Consider the following 22,162-nt stretch of genomic DNA (forward strand, 5'->3'; position numbering starts at 1 on the left):
GAGTCCGTCTGAGTGATTACGGGACAAAGGCAATGCCCAGTAGCGATAGCACGAGCACGGCGATCGAGCCAGGAAGGCCGCCGAGGGCGACGATCCCGAGGACGATCGGTGTTAGCGCTACCGAGAAACCGAATACGGCCTGCGCGAGAAACAACACCACCAGTCCGACGACCGCATTGATGATGAAGGGGCTAACCGCACGGACGAGGGCTGCCGCGACGAGGACGCCCACGAGAACGAGGATCAACAGCAGGATCTCGAGGCCTGTCATGAGGCTAACCGTAGTACGTCGATGGGCAAAACCGTTCGGTCGAGAACGAAACTCTTTAATTAATGCACCCGGTAGATGGAGGTACGGGATCGTGGGTTAGCTTGGTATACTTCGGGCCTTGGGTGCCCGTGACCCCGGTTCAAATCCGGGCGATCCCATACGGTATATAAGTAAAGCGGGTCATTTTGCCGCTTTACTCCCACCATTCTCACACCACCCAGCAGCCGCTTTCTGGAGGTGGTCGTGATGTCGATAGCGTTCGGAGCCCACGCTACCGACAGCTCGTGCCGACACTGTGGCGCCCACGTTTCCGACCGGTTCAGCCGCGTGTTCGGTGACGACGACGACCGCGCCCACCGCTGTTCTGAGTGCGATACCTACGCTCGCCTGAGCCGCGGCTCCGCTGCTGGCGTGGGCGTCTCGATACCAGATCCGGAGACGTCACCCGGCCGTCACGGAGGTGAGGCCGATGCGTGAGGGCTCGTTCGTTCCCGCGAGTCAGCTCTACGATGTCAGAAGTCAAACGCCCATAGCCCATCCGGCCCACCAAGCCACAGACGAGGATGTTCGTCGCGCGCTCGAGGCTCGAGAGATCCGAACCGATGGCGGGCTTCGCGATGTACTAATCTACGTTCCGGATTTCGAATCAGTCCGGCATAAGCTCGCGAGTAATCTTGAAGACGACGAGATCGCGTACTGGTCCGTTCACGGAACACCGAGACAAACCGGAGCAGGAGCGACGGTACTGTTCTCAGACGGTAATCGAGTCGTTGCCACCGGTGACGTAGTCGGCACTTCGGAAAACCGTCTTTGGATTGATTCGCTCGAACGAGACAATCGAGCAAATCCCGCAGAGCCGGTCACACGGGGGTTCAAGTATGTCTGAGAGCGGTACTGACCGCGACGAGACTACGATCCTGAAGGTCCCGCTGGTCCCGTTCGGAGCGGCGTTTGCGCTCGTCGCGTCCGGTGCTGTCATCGCGATCACCGTCAACCCGGCCGGGCTGGTATTTTCCCTCCTCGGACTCGCGGCGTTCGTGTATCGGAGAGACGTGGAAATCGATCGCTCTGTAGGATCGGACACTGACCACGAGGACAGTGGTTCGCGATGAGTTCGCGGACGTCCGCCCTCGAGAGTTCGAAGGCCAGCGGCGATGCCCTCGAGGCCGAGATCGTCCAGACGGTCGACGCCCTGGAGTACGTCGGCGATCGAACGGCCACCTGGCACGATGCGAAGACGACGGCCGTCCTCGAGGCGAGTCAGTCGCTGCCGTTCTACGGCATCGTCCTCGTCGAGCCCGAGACGCCAATCGAGATCAAAGGCTGCCAGATTGAGACGAGCAACGGTGACCGCTCGACTCGAGGGCGATTCTACGTCAAACGCCGAGCACACGACCAGCTGCTCGAGGCGGCCGGGATGTACCTGCTCGTGGTCTACCTACCGCGGCCGGGATTGCCCCAGGTGGCCCGCGCGATCGTGCCGGCAACCATCGTCGACGAACTATTAGTCGGGCGGTGGTACGACGTCGGCGGCTCGCGATCCGAACAGGAGGTCGCGAAACTCGCGTGGTCGCACGTGATCGATCCGATGGGTGTCGATCCCTCCGTGACCGTGGGTGATCGACTGTGAGTTCCGACGCCGATCTCGATGTCAGGGACGGTTGCGCTCAGATACAGGACATCACGGGAACCTGGGCACGAGCCGATCGAATTCGTGACTGTCGGTTCTGTCGAGAGCGGTTGTATACAATCGCCGACGGTCACCGTCACGAGTGTTTCGACAGTGGTGGTCAATCGTGAGTTCGGACTCTCAAGCTGCCGATCGCGACCTCGAGGTAGAACTCGCGAGCGCAGATGCGGGAACGGTCGGCGTTCCCGTCGATGCGATCTGCGTGGGCTGTGGGCGGATTCGAGTCAAACGCGCGAGCCTCGAGGAACTGAACCAGGCTTCGCACGTCGATCCCGCCACACTCGAGACGGCAGATCTCACCTCGTTCAAGCATGTGTGCCACCCCTGCGGTGGCGCGACGTGGTGGAATCCGGTGGCAGTGCTGACCGGACTACTCGAGTCGGAGCGAGGTGAGTAGCGGTGTCACAAGTCGAGACGACGCCGCACGAGATCGAGGGCCGCTGGAAGTGGGCCGATTGGGGCCGCGGGCCGTACGATGCACTGTCGTCGGTGATGCTCGGTGCGCCGTTCGAGGGCTACCTCGAGTTGGACGTCGAGATCGACGGCGAGCCCTGGCACCTCGAGGTGAGCTACAGCAAGTCCGGCTTCGCCCCGCGACTGTCGGATGGGATCAACGCTGAACGCCTCTACGAGTGGGATATCAAGGGCCGCGGGCGAGGCGAGCGGAAAGCATCGTACAATATCTCGCCGCGGTTTCCGAACATGCGCCACTGGGAGACCGGCGATCCGATACAGCTGCCCTGGGAGAATCAGGTCGGTGACGTCGACGGTGTGGACGTCGAGTTCCACACTAGTAACATCGAACCCGAACGTGGGCTCGAGTTGCTGCCGGAGTTCTACGCGGCTATCTTCGAGCACGCGAACAAACGGATCTATCCTGAGTACTTCCGAACCGATCCGCATTCGGCGAGTCGGATGTGGGCGTACGAGCGCTACGTGCGAATTCGACGGGAGTGGGCGGAAAAGCTCTCGTCGGCCGGGGTGCTCCAGAAGGTCGCGCTGTATCTCTCCGACCTGGAGGGCATCAAAGCCGAGCTCCACATCGACAACGAGGAAGTCGTCAATCACCAGAACCGGCTGTTTCTGAACCCCGCCTCAGCTGGGAAGCTCATGCCGGGCCACACCTACGGGCGAAAGCTCGAGATCTACCAACTGGCCGATCCGGATGCGGTCTCGAAAGATCACCCGTCGTACCATCCGAAGGTGGAGGTGCTGGTGAACAAGTCGATGAACGACAAGGAGGCATGGGCATGGGCCGATCGCCACGAGGTGACCGAGCAGATCGAGGAGACGCTGTTGAACGCGCTCCACTGGGAAGACATCCCGCTCGGTCCCGATGGGAACGGTGTCTACATTCCGGACGATCACTTCGACGCCGTCGCTCGAGATGACCTGGTGGAACTCTACGACGATCCAACGCCGCGCCTCGAGGCGAAGTCGGATCACCTGTTGATGACGACGCTGCGAGATATGGGCGAGACTGCTCGGGATGTCACCGAGACAGTCGCGACCGACGGCGGTGCGACGGTCGACGATCTCGCCGACCAGCTGGGCAAACACCCCGCGACGATCTACCGAGCGATCCAGGACCTCGGTGATATCTTCGAATTGGATCAAGGGCAGATCTCGTTCCGTGCCCGGAAGTATCGCGAGGAACTTCGCGGGCTCGTCGAGTCGGCCGAGTACGCGATCGAGAGCTACGCCGATCGGATGCAACACATCATGGGCTTGGCCGACCACGTTGCGGAACTCTCGCCGTTTCAGCAGTGGCTCACGGAGAACGGTGCCGATCTCGAGTTCGACGATGTCGGGAACCCGAAGCGCCTACGAGTGGATACGATCCTCTCGACGCTGAAAGGCGACAGCTACGAAAACGCCCAGCGAGTCGCTCGAGAGGCGATCGAGAAGTGGCGCAAGTCCGGGAACGACCCAGTTGGTTTTGCGAGTATCCACATGGTCTGGCAGTCACCCGAGGGCGACACTGCCGCCCGTCCGCTCGGGAAGCTCGCGCCTGACTGGTAGCGCCGTCCCTCTGAGTGGCAACACTCGCTCGACACTTCTTTTCAGCAATTCAGGTTGTATAATAGCCGTTACTGTCCAACTGTGGTTGTTATTTGCGCCTCGAGGGCGGGGTCGGCACAGCGATCGCACCGCACTGCATGCGGGGTCGTTTCGCGCTGCGCGCGAACGCCCCCTTGGCGGGTGTCCCCAAGGGGACAGCGTCAAAAAATTACAGCGCCCCACCCCCACCTCCGTACGTAGATCTCCAGTTGAAGCACATGAAACGGAGGTGTTTGATACTATCTGGGGTCGCAGAAGCGGATTAGTCAAAGTTCTTATTTTGGCGGAGTAGGAAGTAGGCGTATGCCTCAAACGTCATACGGCGAATATATTGACACTGTCTCCTCTGCTGTTGAGGAGAAAGTTGAAGAGATGACCTGTCAACCGATATTATTTGTCGGATCAGGTATTTCACGACGATATTTCGACGGCCCCGATTGGCTTGAGCTCCTCGAAGAGATGGCTGAACAGTGTCCCACCGCAGCCGAAATCGGTTATTATACCCAGAAGGGGATGGACGAAACAAAAATTGGGGAGCAACTCGCAGATGCCTATTACGAATGGGCATTTGAGGATAAATCTCAATTCCCTTCCAAGCTTTATGACGGCGACAATTATGGAGAAGACATCTTCCTAAAACACTCTATTTGTGAGCATTTGAAAGAGAAGTCACCGGAGAGCATAGAAGACATTGATGAACAGTATCATGAGGAAATAGAGCTCTTGCAGGATATCAGCCCTCAATCTATAATCACAACTAATTATGATCCTCTTTTAGAAGTCATCTTCCCGGAGTATGAACCAATAATCGGCGAAGAAGTCCTACGGTCGCCACATCAAAGTGTTGGAGAAATCTACAAAATACACGGGTGTGTGTCAGATCCTGATAGTCTTGTCCTCACTGCGGAAGACTACAATAACTATGATGAGAAGAAAAAATATCTTACCGCGAAGTTACTCACATATTTCGCGGAACATCCAGTGCTCTTCACCGGATACGGTGTTGGAGACCGCAATGTGAAGAAAATCCTATCCGATCTGGATGAGGTGCTTGCTCCCGATGAAAACGAGGCTGTTGAGAATCTATACTTCCTCAAATGGAAGGATGATATCTCTGAGCTTGCGAAGTTTGATTATCAAAAGCGGTTCCAAACAGTAGGCGACAGGACGATTATTCTAAATTATATCGTGGCCAGTGGATTTGAGTGGGTCTTCCGGGCCTTTGGATCCGGTGGTAGTATTGAAGGAGTCAATCTCAAACTCCTGAGAACAGTTATGGCCAATACATACGATATAATCGCAGAAAAAGCTCCGAGGAAGGAGGTTAATATAAATTACGAGTCTCTCAAAACAGCAGCCGATTCTGAAGATAATTTTGCAACAGTATTTGGGGTGTCTATGATGGACGATCCGCCGGATGCAAATGTTCTATACCGATATCGTCTCACAGACATCTCCAATGAACTCGGTTACGATACCTGGCATCCGATGGATGATAACATCGAGAAAATTGAGCAGGAGACCGGGATAGATATTCGGGATTTCAACAATAGATATCACATGGATATCGCATTCCACTCTGACTACCCACAGCACCGATATTCAGAAGCAGGATTGCGGTTACTGAAGAAGGTGGAGAATGGCGAAGAATGGATACTGGATATCTCAAGGGACCTGCCCGAGAGCTCGATAGAAGAGGAAGAACCAGAAGCTTCACCTGCCTAAAAATCGGTAATCTGGTGGTTCAACTCCTTAAGATTGATCGTGATTGTATTCTCTTCTTCTTTCTCCTCATAGAATATCCTAATCCCGTCAAAGTCGGAATTCTCCTCCTTACCCTCTGGGAGAATTCGAATCTTCCTTCCCTCATACATTAACCATTCTCCCTCTTCAACTTCTTCACAACCCCGAACATCTTGTATCAATTTCCTCCGTACGGCTTGGCGCGGATTTCTATTCTCATAGGTTCCATAGAGAGACATCCCTTCCACAAACTTGCGAACATCGTCCTTGTCAAGTTGCTTTATCGATTCTCGAATCTTCACTAACATACCGTAAGCGTCCTCTGTCGCTTCTTCTAACCGTTCCTCTCCCTCATGTCGGTTGTAATAGAATTGTTCCCAGTCTTCGAAGTCACCGTTGGGATGGACTTCTTCGAAAGTATCATATATTGCCTGCATATCACCGAGTCGCTCCTTTTTATTCACGCCACTGTACCGTACTGCGTTATTCAGAGCAAAATACGTGTACTTCTTCCTGTCTGGTACTCTTCCTGAAGTTAGTTTCTTCCGCTCATCCGAATCAATCTCGATTGTATCGGACATGCTCTCTCAGTGTTGTGTTATCCAAATAATATTTTCCCTTGTCAGTCACACATTGGTCATGTTTCTATTTTGTCTCATTCCTATATCCAACTACGACACCTACGAAATAGGAAATATCCCTCAAATTTTCAAACTATCCCTCGGGGTTGCACGTCGACAGAATCCGTTTCCCGGATATGCACACGAGATCGGAAACGCCGTGTGCATATCTCGAGTCGATCGGTCCCTCGAGCCGGGATTTATCTACGATGGGCCGACAGATCACCCCCGTTTTGGGCCGATATGGGGCGTTGAGTGAGCCGAAAAAACTAGGATTTCGGGGGTCGTGTGTACGAGCATGCGAATCAGAACCGACGGCGATTATGCGTATCGACGAGACGCGATCGAGCGAGCAGCTGACTTCTACGACTGCAACAGGACGAAAGCTGTGGTCAGTGCCTGCGATGACGTCCCCCACTTTGTCCGTGCGATCCGGCAAGTCCTCGAGCGCGATGATCTCACGCTCGAGCAGCGCCGGGAGATCGCCGAGACGTTATCAACGAAGGCAATGTCCTTCAAGATCGAGACAGAGGTTGCCGTCAGCCCTGATTAGCACGGCGGTAACAGTAGGTTTTAGCGAGTGAAAACATATTGTGAATATAATGACTAGTGGGGGTGACAAATCCGATCCAAATGAAGTGTCTGATTCTAGTACCGAACAGGAACAAAACGGGGGAGAAAAGCCAAAGTCAAAAGAACCGGATTCAAACACAAAATGTGCAGTGATCAGTAATATAAATTTAAAATATATACCTAGTTTGGTTTTTCTCGTGATACTTCTTGTGTTTCTGTCAGCATATGTGCCAATCATTCTAGAAAGTCCTGAAAGCATAACTCCAGAAAGAGAGACACATTCCATTGCCCAATCTGTTGGTCAGGGAGATTATGACAATAACACCTATCAATTGGAGGAACCCGAGAGTGAATACATCTATAGAGAAGAATTTATTGCTGAGTGTACTCCAGAAGGAGATTATCTAAGTACAGGAGGATCTTTTAGTTGCGATTATAATGTCAGTGCTACTGATGGTGGTGAAAGTATTGGACTTGTGGAATTTGATCGTGATTTCTTAGACCGTATTGGAAATGAACCACTCATAATCGCAAAGTGGGAGAGACTTTCTCCAGAAAGAGAAACGTTCTATGTCACGCACCGCTACGGCTATTCAGACAATCCAACACTTAACCGAAGTTTCGAGGCATATACACCAGATGAACCCGGTGAATATGAATTCAGTCTTCTAATAAGTACATATCTCAACCCAATTGGCCCAGAGCATTCCGAAGAAAGGGTAGTATACACCATCCCTTCGAATGTATATGTTTACTCGGAGGAACAGGCTGCATCATTCACAATCTCAGAAGCGACGTATAGACTTGAACAGCTCGTAATCATTGGAATTGCTGTTGGTTTGGCACAATTGATTCTGAGTGTATATCCCAATCGAAAAGAATGAAAGATAGAATTTGAACTATCCTAAATTGTTATAAAACCGACCCTATTGCAATCTTCGCCTGCTCAGTGTCGCGGTGATCGCCGCCACCGTGCCACCGGAGCAGCGGGAGATCGGCCGCCCGAACCATCTTGTCCTTGACGACGGTCAACCCGCTACGACCGTGCGGACGGTAAACTACGAAACAGTACCAGCCGTCCGCCCGCCGAAGCTTCTCGTGATATGCTCGGTAAATCTTGAAGTTCCCCGGCTGGCCGTCGGCGTGCTCGAGCATCGTTGATTTGATCTCGACTGGGGTATCGTTCTGGAAGCGAGCGTCATGCCAGCTGGCGCGCTCGAGAGAGAACCGACGCTTCCGCGCCATCCGCTTTTCGCAGATCGTTCCGAAGTGGTTGGCTCGCTTCGATCGGTTCACAGTTTCCTCCGTTCGTCTCGCCAGCGCCGGTCGGCTCGAGCAGTCGACCAGGTGAAGAACGCGGCGAAGAACAGCGCGCTCAGTCCCAGTCCGTATGCAGCCTTCGCGATCGACGCGATCGCGACCGCACTCGAACCGCCGATGATCGCGAGCGTTTGCTTCGAGAAGACACCGCGCTCGTAATCCATCCGTAGTTCGTGGGCCAGATCGACAACGGTGAATCGAGCAACGTCGATCAGATAGCGGAGGGCGACAGCCATTCCGATCACATCCTACGCGCTCGTCGCGCGCCTTTGTTTATTTCTCCGCCAGCCATGTCACACGGAACGCAGGCGATGGGCGTAGCCACGCGGCCCTGTCGGGCCGCGCCCATAGCTATTGCAAAGGGGGGTGTGTAACCGTAACCAGCTATCCAACCCGCCGCTGTCATGCGATTACCTCCTCGATCTTGCCAAGTGTCTCGACGTGCTTGCCGTCCTTGCGGTGTTCGTTCCACCGGGAATTGACCCATCCGTGGCTGTACGGAACGAATTTGGCGGTTTCACGATCCGTCATTCCCTCTTCTTTGCACCGAATAGCCGTCCAAATGGCCGTCATCTTCGCCGCCTGGTCCGCCTCGAGGTCGTCCGTTTCCTCGCCGTACTCCGACCAACTCCAGTCGCTCGCTTCCTTCGTGTTATATCGGAAGTCCGTCGGTGGAACGCCTTCGAGCTCGCCCTCGATATCTGCCAGCTGGGCGTTCCGAATCGAGTCGGCGATGACCGCCTTCTTTCTCGAGACCTTCTTGACGATCGTCCCAACGCGCCAGAGCATCGGATGGATCGAGCGCTCGCCGTGTGCGATATAGATCAGCGCACCGCCGTACTTGCGGATCTTGTACACCAGCGGCGCCATCTTCTGTCGGGTTTCATATCCCTGCTTCCCGCTGCCGCTGGCGGCACTCGAGAACTCGTCACCGATGAACAGTTTGCTGCGCTGGCTGTGCTCGAGCGGGTCGCCGTCCTGCTCGACCCACTCCATGAGCGTGCCGTAGTCGCCGATCCATCCGTCCTGAACGTCGCCATCGTCGTCCACCCAGCGGTCTTTCTCCTCGAGGCTCTGGATGTTCGTGCCGAGCAGCGAGTTCTCCTGGTGGAGCGCTCGCCAGCGCTGTGCGAGCAGACACGCGAAGTCGGTCTTGCCCGCGCCCATCTCGCCCAAGACGACGATGACCGGAGCCGGGCCGTTCACCAGTTCGTCCACTTTGCCGATCGCCTTCAATCCAGAGACGTCCGCGCGTTTCGAGGTGTCGCCGACGAGGTGCTTGATCGTCGGCATATCGCCGTTCTCCATGGCTCTGCGGAAGGTTTCAGTTCCTTCGACCATCCTGATCTGACGGTGTTTCTCGAGGTCTTTGCTCTGGCCGGGCATCTTCTTGGGTCGATCGGCAGCCGTTGGGTCGTAGTGAATTGACCGGATCGACATGGCTCGAGAGATCGATTCATCGCGAACGATGCCGCCGTGGTCCGCGATCTCGCGATTCTCTCGCTGACCGAATCCGTCCTGGTACTCTCGCGCTTCGCCCGTGACGTGGAGTGCGTTGTCGTCAGTCATCGGTCCACCTCCATCGATTTTGCTCATGACCAACGATTAGCGGTTTCTCGGTCCGCCGAAGCTTGTACAACAGCTTCCCGAAACTGTTCCTCCGGGCCGACATGACCGGCTCACTGCCGACGAACGCCTTCGGTGGCTCAATTGTTCGATTCCGCAACGTACCGTCGTAGATGTATCTCATTCTGACCCTCCGTTTCGGCCGGCGATCACGGCGGCAAGATGGTCGTTTCGTCGCCGCTCGATGGATCGTACTTCGTCCCACAGCTGTTCTTCGACCAAGCGATATCGTTCGTCGTTCGGGGCTTTCGCTATCCCCTCGAACAACTGATTTCGATACATCTCGAGTGCGTTGCTATTGAATCCGTAGTGCTCGATATGAGGAATCATTGTTCAGGTCCTCCGTCGGTCGCTGCTTGCCCATCGCCCATGCCCATCGCTCCCTGATCGATCGTCACGGGATCGGGGTCGGCTGGGTCGAACTCCTGTTCGTACTCGCCGAGGTCGCTGATCTCGTCGCTGGACCACTCGGTCACATCGTCTTCGGCGGCTTCGAACCGCTCCTTGACGCTCGTCTTCTGTGTCATCAACCCGCGCTCGTCCGCCTCCGCGTGCGCGTTAATCGTGTCGCGTTCGATCTCGATACCCATTCTCGAGATCCGGCCGCGAAGTTTGTTGTAGGCGATCGCTGTCTCGACCAGCTCGCCGTGGATGTCCTCGAGCATGGCTTTGACCGTGACGAGTTTCGAGTCCGACAGCTGTGAGAAGTAGCAGCCGGTGACGATGAGGGTGCCAGTCTCGCCCTGGTCCTCGTGCCAGTCGAACTCGCGAACTTCGAATGCCTCGTCGTCATTCACTCGGTATGGGCTCGGGCCTTCGACCGTCTTTTCGTCCCAGACCTTGGGCTCGACGTAGAGCTTTCGCCGGACGTCCTCGACGGCGTTGATGTGGTGAACCTCGATCATCCGTCGTTGCCGAAGCTTCCGCGCACCCGTCACGAACAGCGCGAGCAGCGGTGGCCCGAGCAGGAGCAGCGCTGCGAACCAACCGAAGACGATCGGGGGAACGCCCGGCAGTGACGGCCGTATCCAGATCAGTGCCGCGCCGAGTGAGACCGCCAGCCCGAGGACGAGCAACTGACCTTCCGCCATGATGTACGTCAGTCGATCGCTCCAGGAGCCGAACGTGCCGCTCGTGTCGCTCATGCTTCGATCACCCCGCTGTCTTCGGAGCGAAGGACGTACCACGTCCCAACGCCCGCCAGCCCAACGGTCATGAGGATACCCGAGAACAGCCCGGACTCACCGCCGAAGTGCCGGAACGGGTTTTGCTCAACCTGACCGACCGAAACGAACGCGCCGGTCCCTTGCTCGAGTGACTGTCGCGTCGCGATCGCGACGCCCGCGCCCTGCCGATCGGTGACCGGCATGGTGACTGTGTTCGTTCCTTCCTCGAGGTCGAACTCTCGGTAGTTGAACGAACCCGTGCCTTCCTCGAAGTCACCCGCCTCGGTCATCGAAACCTTCGTCGGCGAGTCCGCCTCGAGCGTGATCGTGAACATACCCGGCCGGTACTCCCAGTCGACGATCCGCGTCTCGGTGTCGATCTCTCGAAGGTAGTCGTCGCCAGCTTCGACCGCGGTCTCGTTGGCCGTCTCGTTGAGCTCGTCGCTCGAGTTGTTGACCGCGTCTTCTTGTGCCGAGATCGGAGCCGCCCATAAGCCCATGCCCATCGCCAGCGCCACTGCTGCAATCGTGGCAAAAACGAAAATCCGTCTCATGTTAGTTCCCCAGTCCCGGAATAAGGTCAGTCACGAATCCGATCACCGCGAGGACAGTCACGCCGATGAGACCGAGACCGAGATAACCAGCACTGTCGCCGAGATTGCCGAGTAGTCCCGTCCCGATCGGATCGGACTCAACAGTGACAGAGACATTAGTTTCACCGTCTCGAGTCTCTCTTTCGTCGTCATACGCCTGTTGCAGTCGTTTAATGATCTCCTCTGTATCTGCTGGTTCTGTTAGATCACGTTCTTCGAAATGGAGAGTTTCACTATCGTCTTTGACACTCTCGATAGTAAACGGATTTTGCAGTTGGTGAGTGATAAGATCGCCAACCTGATCGGACGGTCCGTCAACGATCTCGGCAGCGATGTGCAACTCACCGATCGTATTAGACGGGTCGATCTCTGAGCCGACAGGTAAGCCGTCACCAGAGGGACTTGTCCAGAACATTGCACCCTCGAGCGTCAATTCCCCGGCCATGATCGTACCGGGTTTCTCAGCTTCGGGGAAGTTCACAGCGCGGTAGTATCCGGCCATGTCCTGCCAGTCTTCGGCATTGTCGGCAGCCTGTAAGATTGCCTCACCGCTGGCAATGTCGTGAGCATTGACCTCGCCATCTACGATCGGCTGGTACAGCAGGTCAACCAGATTTTGCGCTTCCGTTTGGAGTTCGTCGTGCAGGTCGCGGATATTCCGGTCTATTTCCACGAATTTCTGCACGTCGAAGAACACCGCGGCATCGTCTTCGGGGTCCGGATTCAGCGGATACGCACTGAAACGGATTGCAGCGTCAGATGTTGGGTCAGACGCGTCAGTGTAGCCATTTTCGTCGACTATTGTTTGATACTCGTCACGATCTGCAAGGAATTCGTACAAGTGACCTAACGTGTCAGTGTACGATGTACCATTACCCGGCTCGAACGTCGGACTCGACAATTCGGCAGTTGGCACGAATCCGATCGAGTCGTCACGGATGAACGAATGCGCGGGAAGCGTGGACTGGCTGCCATCAAGCAGCGTTGTCGTCACAGTGTGAGCAGCTATATCATTCCACGGCGCAAGCTCGGTGCTCTGCTGTGCTGTCCACTCCCACGGATACAGCGAATCGTTACTGTTGCTACTCGAGTCCCAGTACCCAACGTGAACATTGTTTTCGGTAGTTACTGGCTGGGTGGTAATCCCAGTGCCATCATAGAACGACAGATAGAACACCGAGCCATAGTTTGTGAGTGATCCATCTTGTCGGACTTGTTCAGCCCGACGCATGGAAGCGAGGAAGTCAGTTGCCCAGAGATTATACAGCTTTCCCTGAATGTCTGCCGCATTAGCAGATACAACGGACTCAGCAGCAGCAAGCACGTCAGCCTCAGAGTCTCCTGCTTTCGTTCTATCAGCAATCTCAAAGGCCATATTGTTCCGCACATAGCCCTTGAGCATTGTGACATTATCACGGATTGAGTTTAGTGCCGGGCCACGGTTTTCCTCGAGTTCAACCGCGTCAGCGTAGATCCGCGTATGCAGATCTTCACCCGACTCATCACCGAGATCAGCAAGGGCACCAAAGCCACGAAACAATGCGACCGGACCAGTAATCGGCATTGGGTAGGTCGCCAGTTGTGCCGATGCCGAAGTGCTCGAGGCCGTCCCACCCACCGCGAGAGCCATGCTCGCGGCCGTCCCTTTGATGAACGTCCGGCGGTCGATCGAGCAGCCGGGCACGACCTCGTGGGCCGTGGGCTGTGGGCTGTGGGCCGATCCGTCGGCAGCCATCAGCTACCACCACCGAGACGAACTCGAGCGACCATTGCCGACGCGATCGCGATCACCGCGACACCGACACCGAAGCCGGGCGAGCCGTCCGCGCCAGTGAAGATGCCACCGATCGAGCCGTCGTCGACAGTGACGGAATCGGCTTCCGTGTCGTCGGCCGAGACGATCACGCGGTACGAGTCGCCGTCAGTCAGGCCGTCCGCCGTCGTGTATTCTGCCTCCGTGGTGTTGCCCGGATCAGCGGTCATCGAGTCGGAGACGACCGTATCCGCCGTCGCCGTCACCGAGAGAATCGTATCGTCGGCCGTCAGCGAGTCAGCCGTGTGCGTCGACAGATCAACCGTCCCGTCGTCTGCGATGTCCGCCGCCGCGATCGTGACCGTCGTCGCGCTCGAGTCCAGCTCGACATCGAACGACGTGTCGTTCGAGACGTTTTCTGTATCGAACTCGGCGACCGTCCCGGTCAGGGTGGTCGCGTTCAGATGCGAGTCCGTCACGTCGTCGCCGTCGACGTGATATGCGTCTTCGCCGTAGACCGTGATATCTGCCGTCGCGCTCGAGTCCGCGCCGTCCCTCCAGTCGACCGAGACCGTCAGGTTGCTCGAGTCGTCGAAGATCACCTCTTCGTTCGCCATATCGGTCACAGCCGCCGCGCCGAGTCCAGCCGCGCCAGCGATGCTAACCGTAATCAGTGCCAGTGCAACAACCGCCGTGGTGAATCTTGAAAATGCCATTGTAGGTAATCGAATCGGTTACTTGTAGGCGATGACGTAGAACGCGGCTCCGTTCAGAAAGACGCTGAACCAGCCGACGTACCACATGCTCTCGAGGGTGACCTGCATCGCTGGGACGAGTGCCCCGAGCACGTTCAACAGCACCGCCAGGAGCACAACGACGGTCTCGACGTCGGTCCAGTCCTCGGGGGTACTTTCGTTGGTCAACCAGCCGACCACGAGAATCGAGATCGAGAGGATAAACGCGTAGGTGATGTCCGTCCCGTGGGCCGAGTAGAGCGAGTCCGTGAGTGCCACGTCGAGCGGCGCGCTGAACTGAAGCGTGCCGACCGCGCCGATCGAGAACGACGCCAGCACGAACAGCGGGGCGAGAATACTGTCTGTCAAGTCGATACCGTCTTCCTGACGAACCGAGTCAGGGACGTACTTCTGCGGGAGGCTTAATGCCATACGACCAGCCGGTTTCCCCGCGCTGACGAAAACGTCAGGAAAACCTCCGGAACACCTTGGGTTTCCCGAGAGTCACCAACTTTTATGAGAAGGGGGGTTGCCCGCCTGCTATGGCACTGAACAAACTCCGCCAGCTGGATCAGGATTCGGTCGGTATCACGCTCCCGAAAGACGACGTCCGCCTCGAGGGGCTGTTAGATGAGGATGGGCGACTCGAGGGCGAACATCACGTCCATATTCGGCATGTGGGTGAGGGAGAATGGTCGCTCGAATTGGTCGAGGGGTTCGAGCCCTGAGGAATCATATGAAACAAATGATTCAACACTAATAATTTAAGCTGGTGAATGTGTTTCGAACTATTGTATCGAATGATCATATTCGAGTCGGATAATACGACTATCGAGATATAGCTTGGACTCGATGGTTGGGATGTATTGATTTATTCAGATCCCACGGTCCCGTATTTCCATGAGATTTTTCCGTTACTATCGAAATGGGGAATTGAAACTTCTCAAGCCTAACAGAACCAGATTATAACGGTTTGATGAACATCTCTGCCACTGCCCTCAAAAACAAAGTCGAAATTGAGCTGGCCGAAATTAGTCGAGTGATTTAGAACGATTCAATTTCGTCCTCAATGTCGTCGTCAGTATCCTCGTCGACGGCAACAACAGTACCAGTTCCGTCACCGTCTAAGTCAACAGTGTCCGAACCACCACTGACATCTAGATTGGTCGTGTCACTACCATCCCAATCAATGTAGAAGCTATTTGCATCTCCTGCTTCGTCAATGGTAACAGTCACTTCACCACTCTCACCTGCATCCTCATCAACTTCAGCAGTAGCATCCGCTCTCACCCCATCTTCCCATTCGAAGTTTCCGACAGTGTTTTCTGCATCGCCAGCTACAGCAACGATATTGACGCTTCCACCTTCTGATGGTAGGTAAATAGATGTTGCATCGCCTGTTTCACTTATACTCAGTGACTGCTGAATATCCCCTGCAAGCCTGAACTCTTCTGCATCTCCTGCACTGTCGATGGAAATCGAGACTTCTCGATCAGAATCGCTAACGTCAGTAGTGATACCAGCGTTTACGTTCCCTTCTCCCATGTTGTCGCCAAGATCCAGTACGAATGCTGCGATCACGGCCGCGAGGATGACTGTTATCGCGACCATGAGAATGACACCGATAACTGGTGATACTGCTCTCTCTTCTTCGCTTCCGATCAGTTTATTACGGTATTTTTCTATACCCATATTAATCACGGATCGTAAACATCATCTTCGAAGTCCCACTCAAAACTGCCAACAACAGTTTCTGAGTCACCATCTACAGCAACAATATTAGCTTCTCCCTCTTGTTCATTTAGAGCTTGAACTCCAGAACCGGGATTATTGTTAATAGATCCAGTATTGTCTGCTAAGGTAAGAGTAACTGTATCTCCTGTTGCATCAAGATTTCCTTCTAAATTCGCTTCATCTCCACTCACAACATCGCCACCGAGCCTGAAGTAATCAGCATCACCCATTGTCTCAACGGAAAGTGTAACCTCGCCGTCAGAGTTGCTCACATCAGAACTCACACCCGCGTTTACATTTCCGTCACCCATACTATCACCAAGGTCAAGCACGAACGCTGCGATCACAGCCGCGAGAATCACTGTTATCGCGACCATGAGAATGACACCGATGACGGGCGATACAGCTCGCTCATCTTCGCTTCCGATCAGCTTGCTTTGATATTTTTTAAGATCCATGTTTTGATTTTGCGTTTTCACGCACCCGCAAACGGTGAGAAGGCTTATCTCGAGTGCCACGGTAGCACTCGGTGACGCTCGAGGGGGATTGGAAATCGCACCTCGGCGTTGCCTTCTCGGTGTTTCGGGGCTACTTGCATCCAGTGAAGTCTGTATATATATAATTATCCCGTATTGCAACACATTGGTGAAAACGACGTTTCGTGTCACTTTCAGATCTGATAATTAGGGAGATGCAGAGACCCTACAGCACCCCCTTGAAGCCACGCCGTCTTGCGATTCGCTGACTGTTCAATGATTCAACACCTATTTGAAGTCTCACATCTGAAACCCAGTATGGACTGGGACACCCCCGTAGTCGACGGGCGCGACCTCGCGCGCACCTACGACGGCGGGGCATACAGTGATCCGTGGGCGGCCGTCCTCGATTATCAGGCAGTGCTGCGATACGCGAGTCAGCATCCGAACAAAGGCTCCTACGCGATCTCGAATGCGCTGGAGCTACCACGTGGGCGCGTTCGTGGGTGGACTGACGGCGGGAAGCCGGATGCCGCCCGCGGGATCGAGATCGCCCGCGACTACGGCTGGTTGGATGCGACGATGCAAGACCAGACGTTTCTCGCACTGAACACGCTCGTCGCGAACGTGTTCTCCGGCGGCTCGATCGCCACCGAGACGTTCGTCCCCTCCTTCGCATTGAACCATCGCGATCACCGCTCGCACGTGATCGACGCCCTCGAAGGAGTCGGTATCGGGTACGAGTTCTACCACGAGGATGCCGACTCGCGAGCAACGGAGGTTCGACCGACGACCGCCGGTTCGGTCTTGGGCCGAACGCTTGCGGTCCTCGGTGCGCCAGTTGGGCCGAAGGCGCGACTCGAGGACTTCACGTTACCGTGGTATCTCGATGAAGCGCCCTTCGAAGTCCGCGAGATGTTCGTTTTGGCGTATCTCGCGAACCGAGCGATCCACCAGCGAACGAAAGAGACCGTCCAGATCCAAGAGGAACGCGACAAATCCTATCGCGACGAGCTGGCAGCGCTGATCGAAGACGTCGCGAAGGAACCCGTCACCTCCGGCGAGCGAATGGTGACGATCTCGGCCGACGCCGCGCGATCGCTTGGACTCCAGCCGCGGTATCGTACACCGACTGGAACGACCGAACCCAGCGAGTAGCTCCCGATCCTGTGCCTACTCAGGGAACCGGACTTCAGTTCTGCTTGGGGTTTTATGTTGAAACTTTCTTGACGTGCTCTTCGTCCGGTGTGTGAGCGTTACTGGCTGCCTTCGAAATTGCTTCCGCGAACTCGAGAGACGTTTCGTGTAGCTGTAGCGACTTTGCTACCTCTCCCTCTTGCGTTCGTAGCTGAACAGAAATCTGGCCCTCCTCGGTATCGAAAGCGTATATGAGGGCGATTATACCGCTAATGAGTCCAGCAGCACCAATCATGATGAACACAGCAGCGATACCTTCCGGCATCTGTGCTTGAAGTGCCAAGGAGACGAGTCCGGTAAAAAGTGCAATCAAACCGACTGCTAGACTGTCCGTATTCAGATCGTTTCCTTCTTTTTTCTGGATGTTTACTCCGCCCAAACCATCCAAAAACTGTGATGTAACCGTGATTGTTCCGTTGTCCTCTTCATTATACGTGAAAAACCGTCTATCGGTTAGTAGGTATGTAACCGAGCCTCTGGTACACGCAGTGATTGCCGTCTCCCCGTCGGCGAGATATGATGAGAGTGTTTTTTGTTTCGCTTGTGACAGCGTCATGAATACGTCCTTTCATATCTGTGGTCGGATTAGTCTCTTTCCCTAGCTATCAGCACCGATAATTAGCCAGCTACCCTGTCTGAAGACTGTACGCTCGATTCGTGATTTACTCCAACCGTCAGTAATTAATACTGAGTCTGATAGCTATAGCTCATGATTACGGACGCTCGAGCACTCGAGACGACCTATCTTCCCCAGGACCTCGAGCACCGGGACGGTCAGATCAGCCAACTCGCCGCAGCGCTGGAGCCCATCACGAACGGGATCGGTGGCGAGCATAGCCTGATTTTCGGCCCATCGGGCTCGGGGAAAACGACCCTCGCGAAGTACGTCGTGCGAAAACTCCGTCAAGAGTCGTTCGGCGTTCGGCGAGCCTACTGGAACTGTATGTCCGGCTCGTCGAAGACGGAGGTGCTCCATGGGCTCGCGCAGGATTCCGGGATCGGGAATCACCTCTCTCGAGACGGAACGGCTGCCAGCACGTTCATCGAGACGTTTCGAGAAACAGATGATCATATCGTTGCGATCCTCGACGAGGTCGACGTCCTGGAGGACGAGACGCTCCTGCTGGGGCTCGGTGATCTCCCGAACGTGACGATCGTCGGGATCACCATCGACGAAGACGACTTCTTCGCCAACTACCAGCTGAATGGGCGGGTGAAATCGCGCTTCTCGAGTGCCGAGACGCTTCGACTTCGGAAGTACACGCACGACGAGTTAGTCGACATTCTGCTTGCGCGGATCGACGCGGGCCTTCGCCCCGGCGTAATCACGATGGACGTCGTCGAGTACATCGCCGATATCGCAGCTGGCGATGCTCGAGAGGCGATCAAGCACCTCGAAAAAGCCACCAAGCGTGTCATGCGAGACGATCGATCACAGATCAGGCACGATGACGTGAACGCAATCCATGGTGCGGCCCGGAGCGATCTACGGCAAGATCACATCGATACCCTGGGAACGCACAAGCGATTGTTGTACGATATCGTTGCCGACGCTGGCCGGATCGGTGTCACCGATCTCCATGCGACGTACGAGGAACGGGCCGGTGATCCGAAGCCGAACCGAACCCGCCGACGGTATCTCTCGACGCTCGTCGACAAGTACGGCTTGCTCGAGACCACTGGGACGGGGAGAGGAAAGAACTACTCGATTCCGGATCTCTGAAGGCGATTTTCTTTCCGGACACTTTCCGGCCACTTTCCGGCCACCGGTTTCAGTCTCTCTCAGTGCTGTTTTCAGGCGGTATATTGAATATCGGCGTTTTCCGGCCACTACCGGTGTAGGAATATGGGGGCTTCGTTCCTTCCCCCGTGTATGTCACGGATCGCAACTAGATCTGAATCAAACGCAACGAATTCACTCGAGGAGATCGCTGTCGATCTCCCGGACGGACGAACGGCTCGAGTCGAGATTACGGGACTGCCAACGAATCATGCACGTGTCGACGTGCGGATTCCGAACGGCCGTCGCTGGATCTTCGGCGTGAACGGCGATATTGCTGGGCTCGTGATGGTCCTCAACCAGAACGGTCAGCGTGTCGACGACGAGCTTCCGACGTGGATCGAACCGGTGATCCAGCGGACCGGACTCAAGGGGATCGATTCGTGAGTCGGTCAGCTGTCGGTCGGCTCGAGGTCGGCCGCATCGAGATCGCCCGCGAGATACTGCTCGCCGAGGTCGGTAATCTCGTAGTACCCGCGCTCGACTCGAGTGACGAGCCCATAGTCGACGAGAGCCGAAAGCCGGCGAGTGACCTCTTCGCGGCTTCGCTCGATGTTCTTTGCGAGCACTGCTGGAGAGAGAATCAGACCCGACGAATCCAACGCCTCGAGAACTCGATCGTCGGTCGGCTGTTGCATCCAATCGCCGGGCTGTCGCATACGTCATCTGTGTCAGAACGAAAGGATACGCCTACCGGTACGACGATCAAATATCAACGTATAGCGAGAGATAGCTCACTAACTAGTGAGAGATTTTATAGTGATGGAGTCACGACTAATCTGATAACGCGAGTTACACGCGGGCCTGACTGTCTGTCGGGCCCATTGCAAGAATGCGGTCCGGTGCTAGGGACACCGGGTCCGCGCGGCTCGCGTAATCCAGGTACGCAAGCCATGTACGACGACCATTCGCGGGGTCTTGAAAGCCCCGACCGACCAGCAGCATCGACTGTTACTGACCAGCGCATCGTTGCGGACGGCGGCACGACGTGGAGCGACCTCACAGGGTTTCAGCGAGACTGTCTTGAGGCGATCGCCCGACTCGAGCGCGACGACGAGCGATGTCATGGGCTCGGTATCAAACAGAAACTCGAGCAGCAGTACGCGGCGGTGAACCACGGGCGGCTGTATACGAACTTAGACGCAGTCGTTGAGTATGGGCTCGTCGAGAAGTCCGCTTTCGACAAGCGAACGAACGAGTACACCCTGACAGATAGCGGGTATGCACTTCTGTACCAGCGCGTAGAGCGTCTTGCGGACGCTTGCGAAATGGGGATCGCTGTCACCGACGGTTCGGGAACCGGTGATCGCGATGGCGAGTGACGAACTCCTTGCACTCGAGGCTCAGACAACGACTTTCGAGCGTCAAGCTGAGGCACTCGAGGCAGTCGCGACAGAACTGCGGTATCAGAACGCGGTTCTGTGTGAGCACCTGGAGGCGATGGACGAACTCGTTGCGCGCGTGTCTGATCACCACGTCGCCGAGGACGAGCCCCGTGATCGATCCGGCCGTGCACTCCAGAGGGATGTTCGGGATCGGCTGTTCGATCGCGATCGAACCGAAGATGAGACCCCGGAGTTCCGCTGGGGGTCGCCCGAGAACTGGCAGTGCGCCGAGAGCAAAAAATGAGACGGCCCAACGAGCTGACGCCACGCGAAGCGTGGCACCGATATCTCGACGGTCGTCGGACGGAGATCACCGACGAAACTGCATCGACGTACCACTACCGACTGAAGCTGTTCGTCGAGTGGTGCGAGGAAAACGAGGTTGAGACCGTGTCGGAACTGACGGGATGGATTCTCGATCAGTACGAAAGTGCCCGCTCGGGCGAGGGCGTTGCGGCGACGACGCTCCACAACGAGATGGAAACGCTCCAGTCGTTCGTCGAGTACCTCGAGCGGATCGAAGCCGTCGACGACGGGCTCGCTAATCGCGTGAACATTCCCGATATCCCGTCCGACGAGCGATCCCGCGAAACGAAACTCGAGGCCGATCGCGCACTCGCACTGATTCGTCACTATCGCACGAGCGAGCAGGCGGGCTCGCGAAATCACGCACTGCTCGAAGTCGCCTGGCATACAGGCGCTCGGTTAGGCGGGATTCGAGCGCTGGATCTCCGAGACTTCGATGCCGGTGAACAGACACTCGAGTTCGTTCACCGGCCGGAGACTGATACCCCACTGAAAAACAAACGCAAGGGCGAACGGATCGTTGGGATTCGTGACGGCGTTGCGACGGCACTGAAACGGTACATCCAGTCCGAACGGTGGGACAAGCACGACGATCACGGTCGTCAACCTCTGTTTTCGTCACTCCAGGGCCGTGCGTCGACGAACACGATGCGTGCCTGGATGTACACCGCGACGTTCCCCTGTAATCGCGGCCCATGCCCACACGGACACGAACCGGAGACCTGCGAGTTCCGTAGTCATACGCACGCGAGTAAGTGTCCGTCCTCGAGGGCACCGCATCACGTTCGGACGGGTTCGATTACCTGGCACCAAGATCGCGGTGTTCCTCGCGAGGTCACGTCGGAGCGCGTGAACGCCTCGCAGAACGTCATTGATCGGTACTACGACAAGGCAACGAAACGCGAGCGGATGGAGCTTCGCCGCCGTCCGCATCTCGAAAAACTCGAAATCGAATGAGAGACATGATCCTGACAGTTAGCGGTTTGATCGACGCACAGTATTGCGATTATCAACCTAGTTCCAAACCGGGCGATCCCATACTGTTGTTGTGAACAACTCTGCCAGCATAGCAGTCAGACCGTGGCAGAGTGTTGCAGTTGATCGAGCGGTTGTCCGAAGCACCGGTTCCCGAGC

General features: G+C 55.9%; 30 protein-coding genes and 1 tRNA gene. 16 read left to right on the forward strand and 15 right to left on the reverse strand.

What is annotated here, in order from left to right; translation table 11 throughout:
• Positions 1-16 precede the first annotated feature (16 nt).
• Positions 17-271: a pro-sigmaK processing inhibitor BofA family protein gene (locus BW940_RS16415; protein ID WP_076610300.1), complete on the reverse strand. Its 255-nt coding sequence runs from the start codon at positions 269-271 to the stop codon at positions 17-19.
• Between the two features lie 85 nt (positions 272-356).
• On the opposite strand from BW940_RS16415, the gene BW940_RS16420 reads away from it, so the two are divergent.
• The 7 genes from BW940_RS16420 to BW940_RS16455 all read left to right on the forward strand — a co-directional run bounded on the left by BW940_RS16420 (position 357) and on the right by BW940_RS16455 (position 5,747).
• Positions 357-429: transfer RNA gene (locus BW940_RS16420), tRNA-Pro, on the forward strand.
• 88 nt (positions 430-517) lie between these two features.
• On the forward strand, positions 518-748 hold the full coding sequence (locus BW940_RS16425) for a DUF7563 family protein (protein WP_143823920.1): 231 nt from the start codon (positions 518-520) through the stop codon (positions 746-748).
• Between the two features lie 401 nt (positions 749-1,149).
• The gene (locus BW940_RS16435; RefSeq protein WP_076610302.1) at positions 1,150-1,383 is read left to right on the forward strand and encodes a hypothetical protein; all 234 of its coding nucleotides are present in this window, start codon (positions 1,150-1,152) and stop codon (positions 1,381-1,383) included.
• Positions 1,380-1,901, forward strand: a complete 522-nt coding sequence (locus BW940_RS16440) for a hypothetical protein (protein ID WP_076610303.1) — start codon at positions 1,380-1,382, stop codon at positions 1,899-1,901. The genes BW940_RS16435 and BW940_RS16440 overlap by 4 nt, the downstream gene beginning before the upstream one ends.
• Before the next feature lie 166 nt (positions 1,902-2,067).
• Positions 2,068-2,358, forward strand: coding sequence for a hypothetical protein (locus tag BW940_RS16445; RefSeq protein WP_076610304.1), 291 nt, complete (start codon positions 2,068-2,070; stop codon positions 2,356-2,358).
• A gap of 2 nt (positions 2,359-2,360) precedes the next feature.
• Entirely contained in the window at positions 2,361-3,983 is a 1,623-nt protein-coding gene (locus BW940_RS16450) for a DUF7845 domain-containing protein (RefSeq protein ID WP_076610305.1), read from the forward strand.
• 342 nt (positions 3,984-4,325) lie between these two features.
• The gene (locus BW940_RS16455; RefSeq protein WP_076610306.1) at positions 4,326-5,747 is read left to right on the forward strand and encodes an SIR2 family protein; all 1,422 of its coding nucleotides are present in this window, start codon (positions 4,326-4,328) and stop codon (positions 5,745-5,747) included.
• Here BW940_RS16455 and BW940_RS16460 read toward each other — a convergent pair.
• Entirely contained in the window at positions 5,744-6,346 is a 603-nt protein-coding gene (locus tag BW940_RS16460) for an MjaI family restriction endonuclease (RefSeq protein ID WP_076610307.1), read from the reverse strand. The two genes, BW940_RS16455 and BW940_RS16460, sit on opposite strands and share 4 nt — an antisense overlap.
• Positions 6,347-6,683: 337 nt before the next feature.
• Here BW940_RS16460 and BW940_RS16465 point away from each other — a divergent pair, with 337 nt between their 5' ends.
• A complete protein-coding gene (locus BW940_RS16465; RefSeq protein WP_076610308.1) occupies positions 6,684-6,938 on the forward strand; it encodes a DUF7692 domain-containing protein in 255 nt (84 codons plus the stop codon).
• Positions 6,939-6,987: 49 nt separating this feature from the next.
• Positions 6,988-7,842: a hypothetical protein gene (locus BW940_RS21145; protein WP_143823922.1), complete on the forward strand. Its 855-nt coding sequence runs from the start codon at positions 6,988-6,990 to the stop codon at positions 7,840-7,842.
• Between the two features lie 28 nt (positions 7,843-7,870).
• On the opposite strand, the gene BW940_RS16470 is transcribed toward BW940_RS21145, so the two are convergent.
• The 9 genes from BW940_RS16470 to BW940_RS16515 form a co-directional block, all read right to left on the reverse strand.
• Positions 7,871-8,254 (reverse strand): hypothetical protein, encoded by a 384-nt coding sequence (locus tag BW940_RS16470; RefSeq protein WP_076610309.1) that lies wholly within the window; start codon positions 8,252-8,254, stop codon positions 7,871-7,873.
• Complete coding sequence (locus tag BW940_RS16475; RefSeq protein WP_076610310.1) at positions 8,251-8,514, reverse strand: hypothetical protein; 264 nt, start codon at positions 8,512-8,514, stop codon at positions 8,251-8,253. Before BW940_RS16475 ends, BW940_RS16470 begins: the two co-directional genes overlap by 4 nt.
• Positions 8,515-8,680: 166 nt before the next feature.
• Positions 8,681-9,847: a hypothetical protein gene (locus BW940_RS16480; protein ID WP_076610311.1), complete on the reverse strand. Its 1,167-nt coding sequence runs from the start codon at positions 9,845-9,847 to the stop codon at positions 8,681-8,683.
• 177 nt (positions 9,848-10,024) lie between these two features.
• Positions 10,025-10,234 carry a hypothetical protein gene (locus tag BW940_RS16490; RefSeq protein ID WP_076610313.1) on the reverse strand — a complete coding sequence of 70 codons (210 nt, stop codon included), beginning with the start codon at positions 10,232-10,234 and terminating at the stop codon, positions 10,025-10,027.
• Positions 10,231-11,049: a hypothetical protein gene (locus tag BW940_RS16495; protein WP_076610314.1), complete on the reverse strand. Its 819-nt coding sequence runs from the start codon at positions 11,047-11,049 to the stop codon at positions 10,231-10,233. The genes BW940_RS16490 and BW940_RS16495 overlap by 4 nt, the downstream gene beginning before the upstream one ends.
• Positions 11,046-11,624 carry a hypothetical protein gene (locus BW940_RS16500; RefSeq protein WP_076610315.1) on the reverse strand — a complete coding sequence of 193 codons (579 nt, stop codon included), beginning with the start codon at positions 11,622-11,624 and terminating at the stop codon, positions 11,046-11,048. Before BW940_RS16500 ends, BW940_RS16495 begins: the two co-directional genes overlap by 4 nt.
• A 1-nt stretch (position 11,625) precedes the next feature.
• A complete protein-coding gene (locus tag BW940_RS16505) occupies positions 11,626-13,398 on the reverse strand; it encodes a hypothetical protein (protein ID WP_076610316.1) in 1,773 nt (590 codons plus the stop codon).
• Positions 13,398-14,132, reverse strand: a complete 735-nt coding sequence (locus BW940_RS16510) for a hypothetical protein (protein ID WP_076610317.1) — start codon at positions 14,130-14,132, stop codon at positions 13,398-13,400. Before BW940_RS16510 ends, BW940_RS16505 begins: the two co-directional genes overlap by 1 nt.
• A gap of 18 nt (positions 14,133-14,150) precedes the next feature.
• Positions 14,151-14,582 carry a hypothetical protein gene (locus BW940_RS16515; protein WP_076610318.1) on the reverse strand — a complete coding sequence of 144 codons (432 nt, stop codon included), beginning with the start codon at positions 14,580-14,582 and terminating at the stop codon, positions 14,151-14,153.
• Positions 14,583-14,692: 110 nt separating this feature from the next.
• Between BW940_RS16515 and BW940_RS16520 the strand changes: the two genes are divergently transcribed.
• The gene (locus tag BW940_RS16520; RefSeq protein WP_076610319.1) at positions 14,693-14,878 is read left to right on the forward strand and encodes a hypothetical protein; all 186 of its coding nucleotides are present in this window, start codon (positions 14,693-14,695) and stop codon (positions 14,876-14,878) included.
• 316 nt (positions 14,879-15,194) lie between these two features.
• On the opposite strand, the gene BW940_RS22480 is transcribed toward BW940_RS16520, so the two are convergent.
• On the reverse strand, positions 15,195-15,842 hold the full coding sequence (locus BW940_RS22480) for a type IV pilin domain-containing protein (RefSeq protein WP_084776796.1): 648 nt from the start codon (positions 15,840-15,842) through the stop codon (positions 15,195-15,197).
• A 5-nt stretch (positions 15,843-15,847) separates the two neighbouring features.
• The gene (locus tag BW940_RS16530; RefSeq protein ID WP_076610320.1) at positions 15,848-16,342 is read right to left on the reverse strand and encodes a type IV pilin domain-containing protein; all 495 of its coding nucleotides are present in this window, start codon (positions 16,340-16,342) and stop codon (positions 15,848-15,850) included.
• 336 nt (positions 16,343-16,678) lie between these two features.
• Here BW940_RS16530 and BW940_RS16535 point away from each other — a divergent pair, with 336 nt between their 5' ends.
• Positions 16,679-17,518: a hypothetical protein gene (locus BW940_RS16535; protein ID WP_076610321.1), complete on the forward strand. Its 840-nt coding sequence runs from the start codon at positions 16,679-16,681 to the stop codon at positions 17,516-17,518.
• 52 nt (positions 17,519-17,570) lie between these two features.
• Here BW940_RS16535 and BW940_RS16540 read toward each other — a convergent pair whose 3' ends face one another.
• Positions 17,571-18,113, reverse strand: coding sequence for a hypothetical protein (locus tag BW940_RS16540; RefSeq protein WP_076610322.1), 543 nt, complete (start codon positions 18,111-18,113; stop codon positions 17,571-17,573).
• Positions 18,114-18,266: 153 nt separating this feature from the next.
• On the opposite strand from BW940_RS16540, the gene BW940_RS16545 reads away from it, so the two are divergent.
• Entirely contained in the window at positions 18,267-19,280 is a 1,014-nt protein-coding gene (locus tag BW940_RS16545) for a Cdc6/Cdc18 family protein (protein WP_076610323.1), read from the forward strand.
• Between the two features lie 150 nt (positions 19,281-19,430).
• A complete protein-coding gene (locus tag BW940_RS16550) occupies positions 19,431-19,724 on the forward strand; it encodes a hypothetical protein (RefSeq protein WP_076610324.1) in 294 nt (97 codons plus the stop codon).
• Between the two features lie 5 nt (positions 19,725-19,729).
• Here the strand turns inward: BW940_RS16550 and BW940_RS16555 are convergent, their stop codons facing one another.
• Entirely contained in the window at positions 19,730-19,996 is a 267-nt protein-coding gene (locus BW940_RS16555) for a helix-turn-helix domain-containing protein (RefSeq protein ID WP_008164165.1), read from the reverse strand.
• 234 nt (positions 19,997-20,230) lie between these two features.
• Here BW940_RS16555 and BW940_RS16560 point away from each other — a divergent pair, with 234 nt between their 5' ends.
• Genes BW940_RS16560 through BW940_RS16570 form a run of 3 tightly spaced genes read left to right on the forward strand, consistent with a single transcriptional unit; the run spans position 20,231 to position 21,985 of the window.
• Entirely contained in the window at positions 20,231-20,659 is a 429-nt protein-coding gene (locus BW940_RS16560; protein ID WP_084776797.1) for a helix-turn-helix transcriptional regulator, read from the forward strand.
• The gene (locus tag BW940_RS16565) at positions 20,649-20,966 is read left to right on the forward strand and encodes a hypothetical protein (RefSeq protein WP_076610325.1); all 318 of its coding nucleotides are present in this window, start codon (positions 20,649-20,651) and stop codon (positions 20,964-20,966) included. The genes BW940_RS16560 and BW940_RS16565 overlap by 11 nt, the downstream gene beginning before the upstream one ends.
• Positions 20,963-21,985, forward strand: coding sequence for a tyrosine-type recombinase/integrase (locus tag BW940_RS16570; protein ID WP_076610326.1), 1,023 nt, complete (start codon positions 20,963-20,965; stop codon positions 21,983-21,985). The genes BW940_RS16565 and BW940_RS16570 overlap by 4 nt, the downstream gene beginning before the upstream one ends.
• Positions 21,986-22,162: the final 177 nt, after the last annotated feature.

The sequence above is a fragment of the Natronorubrum thiooxidans genome (assembly GCF_900156475.1).
In the GTDB taxonomy this organism is placed as follows: Archaea; Halobacteriota; Halobacteria; order Halobacteriales; family Natrialbaceae; genus Natronorubrum; species Natronorubrum thiooxidans.

What these genes read in the sequence shown, in the direction of transcription:
- BW940_RS16415 (WP_076610300.1), bottom strand. Translation starts at nt 271, where the DNA reads ATGACAGGCCTCGAGATCCTGCTGTTGATCCTCGTTCTCGTGGGCGTC.
- BW940_RS16425 (WP_143823920.1), top strand. Translation starts at nt 518, where the DNA reads ATGTCGATAGCGTTCGGAGCCCACGCTACCGACAGCTCGTGCCGACAC.
- BW940_RS16435 (WP_076610302.1), top strand. Translation starts at nt 1,150, where the DNA reads ATGTCTGAGAGCGGTACTGACCGCGACGAGACTACGATCCTGAAGGTC.
- BW940_RS16440 (WP_076610303.1), top strand. Translation starts at nt 1,380, where the DNA reads ATGAGTTCGCGGACGTCCGCCCTCGAGAGTTCGAAGGCCAGCGGCGAT.
- BW940_RS16455 (WP_076610306.1), top strand. Translation starts at nt 4,326, where the DNA reads ATGCCTCAAACGTCATACGGCGAATATATTGACACTGTCTCCTCTGCT.
- BW940_RS16460 (WP_076610307.1), bottom strand. Translation starts at nt 6,346, where the DNA reads ATGTCCGATACAATCGAGATTGATTCGGATGAGCGGAAGAAACTAACT.
- BW940_RS16465 (WP_076610308.1), top strand. Translation starts at nt 6,684, where the DNA reads ATGCGAATCAGAACCGACGGCGATTATGCGTATCGACGAGACGCGATC.
- BW940_RS21145 (WP_143823922.1), top strand. Translation starts at nt 6,988, where the DNA reads ATGACTAGTGGGGGTGACAAATCCGATCCAAATGAAGTGTCTGATTCT.
- BW940_RS16475 (WP_076610310.1), bottom strand. Translation starts at nt 8,514, where the DNA reads ATGGCTGTCGCCCTCCGCTATCTGATCGACGTTGCTCGATTCACCGTT.
- BW940_RS16480 (WP_076610311.1), bottom strand. Translation starts at nt 9,847, where the DNA reads ATGACTGACGACAACGCACTCCACGTCACGGGCGAAGCGCGAGAGTAC.
- BW940_RS16490 (WP_076610313.1), bottom strand. Translation starts at nt 10,234, where the DNA reads ATGATTCCTCATATCGAGCACTACGGATTCAATAGCAACGCACTCGAG.
- BW940_RS16495 (WP_076610314.1), bottom strand. Translation starts at nt 11,049, where the DNA reads ATGAGCGACACGAGCGGCACGTTCGGCTCCTGGAGCGATCGACTGACG.
- BW940_RS16500 (WP_076610315.1), bottom strand. Translation starts at nt 11,624, where the DNA reads ATGAGACGGATTTTCGTTTTTGCCACGATTGCAGCAGTGGCGCTGGCG.
- BW940_RS16505 (WP_076610316.1), bottom strand. Translation starts at nt 13,398, where the DNA reads ATGGCTGCCGACGGATCGGCCCACAGCCCACAGCCCACGGCCCACGAG.
- BW940_RS16510 (WP_076610317.1), bottom strand. Translation starts at nt 14,132, where the DNA reads ATGGCATTTTCAAGATTCACCACGGCGGTTGTTGCACTGGCACTGATT.
- BW940_RS16515 (WP_076610318.1), bottom strand. Translation starts at nt 14,582, where the DNA reads ATGGCATTAAGCCTCCCGCAGAAGTACGTCCCTGACTCGGTTCGTCAG.
- BW940_RS16520 (WP_076610319.1), top strand. Translation starts at nt 14,693, where the DNA reads ATGGCACTGAACAAACTCCGCCAGCTGGATCAGGATTCGGTCGGTATC.
- BW940_RS22480 (WP_084776796.1), bottom strand. Translation starts at nt 15,842, where the DNA reads ATGGGTATAGAAAAATACCGTAATAAACTGATCGGAAGCGAAGAAGAG.
- BW940_RS16530 (WP_076610320.1), bottom strand. Translation starts at nt 16,342, where the DNA reads ATGGATCTTAAAAAATATCAAAGCAAGCTGATCGGAAGCGAAGATGAG.
- BW940_RS16535 (WP_076610321.1), top strand. Translation starts at nt 16,679, where the DNA reads ATGGACTGGGACACCCCCGTAGTCGACGGGCGCGACCTCGCGCGCACC.
- BW940_RS16540 (WP_076610322.1), bottom strand. Translation starts at nt 18,113, where the DNA reads ATGACGCTGTCACAAGCGAAACAAAAAACACTCTCATCATATCTCGCC.
- BW940_RS16545 (WP_076610323.1), top strand. Translation starts at nt 18,267, where the DNA reads ATGATTACGGACGCTCGAGCACTCGAGACGACCTATCTTCCCCAGGAC.
- BW940_RS16550 (WP_076610324.1), top strand. Translation starts at nt 19,431, where the DNA reads ATGTCACGGATCGCAACTAGATCTGAATCAAACGCAACGAATTCACTC.
- BW940_RS16555 (WP_008164165.1), bottom strand. Translation starts at nt 19,996, where the DNA reads ATGCGACAGCCCGGCGATTGGATGCAACAGCCGACCGACGATCGAGTT.
- BW940_RS16560 (WP_084776797.1), top strand. Translation starts at nt 20,231, where the DNA reads ATGTACGACGACCATTCGCGGGGTCTTGAAAGCCCCGACCGACCAGCA.
- BW940_RS16565 (WP_076610325.1), top strand. Translation starts at nt 20,649, where the DNA reads ATGGCGAGTGACGAACTCCTTGCACTCGAGGCTCAGACAACGACTTTC.
- BW940_RS16570 (WP_076610326.1), top strand. Translation starts at nt 20,963, where the DNA reads ATGAGACGGCCCAACGAGCTGACGCCACGCGAAGCGTGGCACCGATAT.